We start from the raw sequence: 8507 nt of genomic DNA, 5'->3' as shown, positions 1-8507 counted from the left end.
CCCGTGGCCAGCGTGCCGCACAAGGAGGCGGGGCTGTCCGTCTGGTACGGGTCGGTGCCCGCGGGGGCGCCTGGGTGGGGGGCCTGGCCCGCCAGCAGGGGGCGGAGGTACGACGTGGAGTCCTCGGCGCAGGACAGCGGGCCGGCCTCGACATACGCCGTGGTCAGCTGGACCTGGCGGGTGCGCAGGTCGTCGCGGGTGAAGCGGAAGGTCAGCGCGCGGCGGACGGTGAAGAGGGAGACGGGGGCGCTCGTGGTGCCGGTGGGGCGCAGGGCGTAGACGAAGGTGTGGTCGGCGCTGACCNNGCGCTCCGAGCCTGAGGGTCGCCAGGGCCAGCCGGTCGCGGGCCGGGTCCAGGCGCACCACCCAGCCGGTCGGGGCGTGCCGCCCGTCCGCCGCCGGGCGGTCGAAGCTCTGGTCGAACTGGGCGAGCTGGTCGGAGTCCACCAGCGCCCGCGCGGGGGCCGTCTCGTGCCCGGTGAGCACCTCCGGGTAGAGCGCGGAGCGGACGATGTAGTCCTTGGCCGTGGTCAGCGCCGTCATGACCTGGCTGTCGGAGAAGTGCGCGGTGCCCCGCGCGGCCGGCAGCGGGACCCCCTCGGCGCCGATGTCGAACCGCGCGGCGGGGCTGTGCGCGTACAGCGTCTCCGCGTCCGTCCCCCCGGGCACCTTGCCCTGCGGGGCGAGCGGTATCACCGTCATCCGCAGCGGTTCCACGGGCCGGGGGGCCTCGGCGGAGTCGTACGGATGGCGCACCCCCATGTAGACGGCGGTGCCGAAGGCCACGGCGATCAGCAGCACCAGGATCATCGCCTGGCGGACGAGCCCCCGGTGCAGCGGCCGGCGGCGCACGGCGGGCGCGTGGTCGGCCATCCGCTCCTCGGCCGAGTACTCCTGGAGGCGGGCAGCGCGCACGAACGACTCGTCGAACACGACGGATCGGTATTCGTCCTCCGCACCACCGGGGCCGCCCTCGGGTGTCCCCTCCGGTGGGTCTCCAGGCCCGCCCATACTTTCAGAGTGGGTTTGTGGGGCCCCGGGTAAACGCCCCGCTCCACCACAACTTCTGACAACTCCTCACCCGGAGCCGATCAGGGCAGGTGGGGCACCGCCGACACCGTGGGGCGCACGGGAGCGACCGTGGGGATCCGGTTCTGGCCCGTCGTGGTGGACGACGGCAGCTGGTCCCGGGTGCCCGAGGAGGCGCCACGGTAGACCGCGGCGAAGGCGAGGGCGACCATGCCGACACCCATCACCACGGCGAGCACCCAGGCCACCGGCCGGTGCCAGCGGGCCTGTCTGCCATGGCCGTCGAAGGGCCCCCGGTCGAGGGCGTAGACGTCGTCCAGGTCGTCGAGATCGTCGTCGTCCGGGTCCTCGCCGAGATCGGCGCCCCCGTAGGCGTCGTCGTACCGCTCGCCCCGGGCGCGGGCGCGGCGGGCGGCCTCGGAGGCCTCGGCTCTGGCCTCCGCGGCGGCAAGGAGGCGTTCGACGGCGGTCGGCTCATGGACCGTGGCCGCCCGTACGAAGTCCTCGTCGAAGACCACGGAGGCGAACTCTTCGTCCGACACCCCGCGGTCGTGGTCGTCGTCGGGCTCCCAGCCGTCAGGGAACGGCATGCCCCCCACGTCCTCCGGCACATGTCCAGAGTAGACCTGGGGGGTCAATTTGGGCAGACGGTACGGAAATTCATCCACCTGTCGAGACGCCCCGCGAGGCGGGATGTCAGCGGCGGACGTGCCCGTCGCCGGTGACGATGTACTTGGTGCTGGTCAGCTCCGGCAGGCCCATCGGGCCCCGGGCGTGCAGCTTCTGAGTGGAGATGCCGATCTCCGCGCCGAAGCCGAACTGGCCGCCGTCGGTGAACCGGGTGGAGGCGTTCACGGCGACCGTGGTCGAGTCGACCAACTGGGTGAACCGGCGGGCGGCCTGCTGCGAGGTGGTGACGATCGCCTCGGTGTGCCCGGAGGTCCACAGCCGGATGTGCTCGACGGCCTTGTCGAGGGAGTCCACGACGGCGGCGGCGATGTCGTACGACAGGTACTCGGTCTCCCAGTCCTCCGGGGTCGCCTCGACCACGGTGGCCTTCGAGCCCTCGGCGTGGGCCATGACCCGCTCGTCCGCGTGCACGGTGACACCGGCCTCGGCCAGCGCGTCCAGGGCGCGCGGCAGGAACTCGGCGGCGATGTCCTGGTGGACCAGCAGGGTCTCGGCCGCGTTGCACACGCTGACCCGCTGGGCCTTGGAGTTGACGAGGATGTCGATCGCCATGTCGATGTCGGCCTGCGCGTCGACGTAGACATGGCAGTTGCCGGTGCCGGTCTCGATGACGGGCACGGTGGACTCGCTGACCACGGTCCTGATCAGGGAGGCGCCGCCGCGCGGGATGAGGACGTCGACCAGGCCGCGGGCGCGCATCAGCTCGCGCACGGACTCGCGGCTCTCCCCCGGCACCAGCTGTACGGCGTCGGCGGGCAGCCCGGCGCCGCCGACCGCGTCCCGGATCACCCGGACGAGGGCGGTGTTGGACTCGTAGGCGGAGGCGGAGCCGCGCAGCAGGACGGCGTTGCCGGACTTCAGGCAGAGCGCGGCGGCGTCCGCGGTGACATTGGGGCGGGCCTCGTAGACGATGCCGACGACGCCGAGCGGGACGCGGACCTGGCGCAGGTCGATGCCGTTGGGCAGGGTGGAGCCGCGGACCACCTCGCCGACCGGGTCGGGCAGCCCCGCCACGTCGCGGACGTCGGCGGCGATGGCGCGGACCCGCTCGGGGGTGAGGGTGAGCCGGTCCACGATGGCCTCGCTGGTGCCGCTCTCGCGCGCCTTGGCCACGTCCTTGGCGTTGGCCTCGATGATCTCCCCGGTCCGTACCTCCAGGGCGTCGGCGATCGCCAGCAGCGCGTCGTCCTTCACGGCGCGCGGCAGCGGCGCGAGGTCGGCGGCGGCGGCCCTGGCCCGGTAGGCGGCCTGGGTGACCGGGGACATCGAGTCGTACGGCGAGAGCGTGGTCATGGGGGAAGGGTAGTGCGCGGTGCGGAGCCCTTCCGCGCGTGTTCCACACCCCGAGACGAAAACCCCGGAAAACCCCGGTAAGGGCTCAGAAGGGGTGGACCCCTACGGGGGTCGCGGGCGGCGGTCCGTACCCCTCCGCGATGCGCTGGTGGTACGTCTCGCGGTCGATGACCTCCAGACCGACGATCTCCCACGGGGGCAGTCCGGCGCTGAGCCGGTGCTCGCCCCACAGGCGCAGTGCGACCGCGGCCGCGTCATGCAGGTCGCGGGCCTCTTCCCAGTACCGGATCTCGGCGTGGTCGCTCGCGTATCTGCTGGTCAGCAGGAAGGGGTGGTCGTGAGCCAGCTGTTCCAGGGCCCGGCGCAGGTCCGTGAGGGGGACGCTCTTGCCGGCCACGCTGAGCGTGACGTGCCACAGCCGGGGCAGGTCCCTGGGTTCCTCGTAGGTGGTCCCGGCCGCGACGCTCGTCAGGGCACCTCGGGTGGTACCCCCAGGGCGCACTCGTCTCACGACGGCCTCCTTCACCCAAGTGCTCGGAAACATGTCTCGCACACAAAGTTGAGCAGGCCGTAAGGCTTCGCGGGGCGGTTTTACGGAACGTCCCCCACCGGAGGCCCCCCGGGGGCGCCCCGCTGTACGAGTGTCACCCGTGCAGGAGCACCAGGTCGTCCCTGTGTACGACCTCGCGTTCGTACGCCGGACCCAGTTCGCGTGCCAGCTCGTGGGTCGAACGACCGATCAGCCGGGGGATCTCCTTGGCGTCGAAGCTGACGAGCCCCCGCGCCACCGCGCGGCCACCGGCGTCCCGCAGCTCCACGGGGTCGCCCGCGCTGAACTCGCCCTCCACGGCGGCGATCCCGGCGGGCAGCAGCGACTTGCGGCCCTGGACGACAGCCGCCACGGCGCCGTCGTCCAGGGTGAGCGCGCCCTGCGGGGTGGAGGCGTGCTGGAGCCAGAGCAGCCGGTCGGCGGAGCGCTTGCCGGTGGGGTGGAAGTACGTGCCGGTGTCGCCGCCGCCGAGGGCGTCCGCCGCGTGCACGGCGGAGGTCAGCACCACCGGGATGCCGGCGGCGGCCGCGATCCGGGCGGCCTCCACCTTGGTCACCATGCCGCCGGTGCCGACGCCCGCCTTGCCCGCGCTGCCGATCTCGACGCCCGCGAGGTCCTCGGGGCCGTGGATCTCCGCTATCCGGGAGGTGCCGGGCCTGCTGGGGTCCCCGTCGTAGACCCCGTCGACGTCGGAGAGGAGGACGAGCAGGTCGGCGTGGACGAGGTGGGCGACGAGAGCGGCGAGCCGGTCGTTGTCACCGAAGCGGATCTCGTCGGTGGCGACGGTGTCGTTCTCGTTGACGATCGGCAGGGCGCCCATCGCGAGGAGCTTGTCGAGGGTGCGCGAGGCGTTGCGGTGATGGGCGCGGCGGCTCATGTCGTCGCTGGTGAGCAGGACTTGGCCGACGCGGACGCCGTACCGGGCGAAGGAGGCGGTGTACCGGGCGACCAGCAGCCCCTGCCCGACGCTGGCGGCGGCCTGCTGCCGGGCGAGGTCCCGGGGCCGGCGGCGCAGCCCGAGCGGCGCGAGCCCGGCGGCGATGGCTCCGGAGGAGACGAGGACGACCTCCCTGTCCCCGGTGCCGCGGCTCTTGGCCAGCACATCCACCAGGGCGTCCACCCGGTCGGCGTCCAGCCCGCCCGCCGCACTGGTCAGGGAGGAGGACCCCACCTTGACGACGATCCTGCGGGCCGTGCCCACGGCCTGCCTCGCGCTTGCCACCTTGCCCGCCGTCCCTTTCGCCCGTGTACCGGCCTCGTGCTGCGCAATGTACGCGACCGGGGGCCTTCGGTGCGCTCCGGTTTCGCCGAGCGGACACCGTCCGGCGGGCGGACGGCGCCGGGGAACCGGTGGGAAAGGGAGAGCGCGCGCCCCTTCACGAGATGTGCAATTCACGAAGGGCGCGCCGCTTTTTTCATTTCCGGTTCTCGGAGGAATTTCTTCGCGCTGCCGGCCCGGTTTCACCGCGCGAGATGCCACTGTCACCGCGCGAGGTGCCGGCACCGCCACCGCACCGGATGCCGCCGATCGGCGCCCGGCCGGGCGCCGGGCTTGCGACCGCGGCGTGTGGATCGATGTCGAATCCACCACATCCCGCCCGAAACCATGGACCGGAACGCACAACATCCGCACCACGGGCCCCGACCGGGCCGCGCGGGGCGGGTTGACCGGATCGTCCGGTTCGCGCCGCCGAAAGCGCCGTTCTCACCGTGGGCTCACCTTCTCTTACCCGGGCGGGCGGCCATCGGCGCGCATCGGCACCGCCCTGCCCGCGACGCCGGATCCGGCCACCTCGGGAGCCCCGCGCACGCGCCCGTGAGTCACGCCACACCCGGGCCACCGGGTCCCGTCCGGTCATACGGTGAGACCATCCGGTAGGGCACGTTAGGGTAGGGTTAAACGCCCCTTAACCTCGCACTCCTTGTGCCTCTCGCCTTCCGCTCCGCACCGGCAGCGGGAGGCGGTTGAGAGTCTGACCGACAGTCCAGGAGCCCCAAGCATGCCCGTAGCGAATGGAAACGCTTCGCCGAAAATAAGCGTTGTCGTCCCTGTCTACAAAGTCCAGGGATATCTCCGTGCGTGCTTGGACTCCATTCTGTCCCAGTCCTTCGAGGACTTCGAGATCGTCGCCATCGACGACCACTCGCCGGACTCCTGCGGTCGGATACTCGATGAATACGCCGCCCTCGACAGCCGCGTCATACCCGTGCACCTGGAGGAGAACCAGGGCATCGGAAAGGCGCGTGACGCCGGTGCGCTGAAGTCCCGCGGCGAGTACATCCTCTTCCTGGACAGCGACGACACCCTGGCCGACGGCGCGCTCCAGGCGATCGCCGACCGGCTGGAGGCCACGGGCGACCCCGACATCCTGCTGCTCAACCACGTCCGCACGTACTGGAACAACCGGGTCCAGGCGAGCGCGGCCGGTGAACTCCTCGCGAGCGCGGGCACGGACGTCTTCACGGCGCTCGAACGGCCGGACTTCCTCACCATGTTCGCCGTCGTCTGGAACCGCGCCTACCGCCGCGAGTTCTACGTCGGCAACAACTTCATCTTCACGGACGGCATTTACGAGGACGCGCTCATGGTCTACAAGACCATGCTGACCGCGGAGACCATCGCCGCCACCGACCATGTCTGTGTCGAGTACCGCCAGCGCCGCCAGGGCAACTCCATGCGGACGCCCGGCCGCAAGCACTTCGGCATCTTCCAGCAGTACGCGCGCCTGTTCGAGTTCCTCGACCAGCACCCCGAGACCGAGCCGGTGCGCGCCCTGCTGTTCGAGCGCGCGGCGAGCCACTACCTGTTCACGCTGGCCCGCGAGGACCGCATCGTCCCCAAGGACCGCGCGGAGTTCTTCAAGCTCGCGGCCGCCTCGTACAAGCGCTACAAGCCCAAGGGCTTCGTGCTTCCCGAGGGCTCCCAGGGCGTCCGGTTCCAGCTGCTGGAGCGCGGCTCCTACACGGCGTACGCCGCGGTGACCGCCGCCGGCAACACCCGCCGCCAGGTCATCCAGCGCGCCACCAAGGTCAAGACCAAGCTCGGCAAGACCGCCTACAACCGGCTGTACCGGCTGCACCTGCGCCGCCCGGTGGACGAGAACCTCGCGGTCTACGCGGCCTACTGGAACCGCGGTGTCGCCTGCAACCCCGCGGCCATCTACCACAAGGCCAAGGAACTCGCCCCGAACGTGCACGGGGTGTGGATCGTGCGCCGCGACATGGTGGACAACGTCCCCGCGGGCGTCGACTACGTGGTGGCCAACTCCCCGCGTTACTGGGAGGTCATGGCCCGCGCCAAGTACCTCGTCAACAACGTCAACTTCCCGAACAACATCGTCAAGCGGCCCGAGCAGGTCTTCCTCCAGACCCATCACGGCACCCCGCTGAAGCAGATGGGCATCGACCAGCAGAAGTACCCGGCGGCGGCGAAGAACATGAGCTTCGCCAAGATGCTGGAGCGGGCCGACAAGTGGGACCTGAGCCTCACCTCCAACCAGCACTCCACGGAGAACTGGGAGCGGGTCTACCCCTGCGCGTTCGAGGCGATCGAGTTCGGCTACCCGCGCAACGACGTCTTCTTCCGCACCGACGGTGACGACGTCCTGCGCATCCGCCGCGAGCTGGGCATCGAGGACGGCAAGAAGGCCATCCTGTACTGCCCGACCGTGCGCGACTACCAGAAGGGCTACGTCCCCCGGATCGACCTGGAGCGCTTCTGCTCCGAGCTCGGCCCGGACTTCGTCGTCCTGGTGCGCACGCACTACTTCTACGGCGCCGACCCCCGCCTGGAGGCCCTCCAGGAGCGCGGTCTGATCAAGGACGTGTCCACGTACCCGGTGGTGGAGGACCTCTGCCTGGCCGCCGACGCGCTGATCACGGACTACTCGTCCATCATGTTCGACTACGCGTGCCTGGACCGCCCGATCGTCACCTACGCGGACGACTGGGAGGTCTACCGCAAGGCCCGCGGTGTCTACTTCGACATCCTCTCCGGCCAGCCGGGCGAGACGCCGGGTGCGACCGCGACCGACGAGGACCAGCTGATCGAGGTCTTCCGTTCCGGTGCCTGGAACGGCTCCAAGGCCGCCGAGCTGCGTGCCGCGTTCCGTGAGCGCTTCGTGCAGTTCGACGACGGAAACGCGGCCGAGCGTGTGGTGCGCCGGCTCTTCCTCGGCCAGCGGGAGACCACCCCCGCGGTGCTTCCGCTGGACGAGCGGACGCCCGCGCCCGCGCCGGAGACGCTCGCCCAGGCCCGCATCCCGCGGCAGCCCACCGGTGAGCACGGCCTCATCGACGCCTGAGCCGGGCCCAGCCACGCCTGAGCCGGGCCGGCCGCGCCTGAGCACGGCTCATCGACGCCCGAACGCGGCCGGGACCGACCCCCGGCCGCACCGGCGCCCGACGCGCTAAACGAGAGAGACGAACACCTGATGGCTTCCCGCCCCACCATTTCCAAGGCGGTCATACCGGCGGCGGGTCTCGGTACCCGCTTCCTGCCGGCGACCAAGGCGACTCCCAAGGAGATGCTGCCGGTCGTCGACAAGCCCGCGATCCAGTACGTGGTCGAGGAGGCCGTGTCCGCGGGGCTCGACGACGTCCTGATGATCACCGGTCGCAACAAGCGTCCCCTGGAGGACCACTTCGACCGCAACTACGAGCTGGAGTCGGCCCTCCAGAAGAAGGGCGACGCGAGCCGGCTCGCCAAGGTGCAGGAATCCAGCGACCTGGCGACCATGCACTACGTCCGCCAGGGCGACCCCAGGGGCCTCGGCCACGCCGTGCTGTGCGCCGCCCCGCACGTCGGCCACGAGCCCTTCGCTGTCCTGCTCGGCGACGACCTGATCGACCCCCGTGACCCCCTGCTCCAGCGCATGATCGAGGTCCAGGAGCAGCACGGCGGCAGCGTGATCGCCCTCATGGAGGTCGCGCCCGAGCAGATCCA

General features: G+C 71.1%; 6 protein-coding genes and 1 pseudogene. 2 read left to right on the top strand and 5 right to left on the bottom strand.

Features of this window, described 5'->3' with window-relative positions; all coding sequences use genetic code 11:
• The 5 genes and pseudogenes from CCN72_RS05915 to proB form a co-directional block, all read right to left on the bottom strand.
• Positions 1-1011: pseudogene (locus CCN72_RS05915) on the bottom strand (SCO2583 family membrane protein); the annotation flags it as partial.
• An 80-nt stretch (positions 1012-1091) separates the two neighbouring features.
• Positions 1092-1640, bottom strand: coding sequence for an SCO2584 family spore wall biosynthesis protein (locus CCN72_RS05910; RefSeq protein ID WP_466885953.1), 549 nt, complete (start codon positions 1638-1640; stop codon positions 1092-1094).
• A gap of 85 nt (positions 1641-1725) precedes the next feature.
• A complete protein-coding gene (locus CCN72_RS05905) occupies positions 1726-3012 on the bottom strand; it encodes a glutamate-5-semialdehyde dehydrogenase (protein WP_085564704.1) in 1287 nt (428 codons plus the stop codon).
• 85 nt (positions 3013-3097) lie between these two features.
• Entirely contained in the window at positions 3098-3523 is a 426-nt protein-coding gene (locus CCN72_RS05900) for a hypothetical protein (protein WP_085568514.1), read from the bottom strand.
• A gap of 133 nt (positions 3524-3656) precedes the next feature.
• A complete protein-coding gene (proB, locus tag CCN72_RS05895; RefSeq protein ID WP_085564705.1) occupies positions 3657-4763 on the bottom strand; it encodes a glutamate 5-kinase in 1107 nt (368 codons plus the stop codon).
• Between the two features lie 883 nt (positions 4764-5646).
• On the opposite strand from proB, the gene CCN72_RS05890 reads away from it, so the two are divergent.
• Both CCN72_RS05890 and CCN72_RS05885 read left to right on the top strand, forming a co-directional pair.
• Positions 5647-7866 (top strand): bifunctional glycosyltransferase/CDP-glycerol:glycerophosphate glycerophosphotransferase, encoded by a 2220-nt coding sequence (locus tag CCN72_RS05890; RefSeq protein WP_374205250.1) that lies wholly within the window; start codon positions 5647-5649, stop codon positions 7864-7866.
• A gap of 129 nt (positions 7867-7995) precedes the next feature.
• Positions 7996-8507 (top strand): UTP--glucose-1-phosphate uridylyltransferase (locus tag CCN72_RS05885; RefSeq protein ID WP_158101325.1); only part of this gene is annotated, 512 nt, incomplete at its 3' end.

The sequence above is a fragment of the Streptomyces murinus genome (assembly GCF_002154555.1).
GTDB lineage: Bacteria > Actinomycetota > Actinomycetes > Streptomycetales > Streptomycetaceae > Streptomyces > Streptomyces murinus.
Note: the sequence above shows the minus strand (reverse complement) of the source record. Positions and strands in the feature narration are given on the sequence as shown.

Coding starts and splice junctions, on each gene's coding strand:
- CCN72_RS05905 (WP_085564704.1), bottom strand. CDS start 3,012: ATGACCACGCTCTCGCCGTACGACTCGATGTCCCCGGTCACCCAGGCC.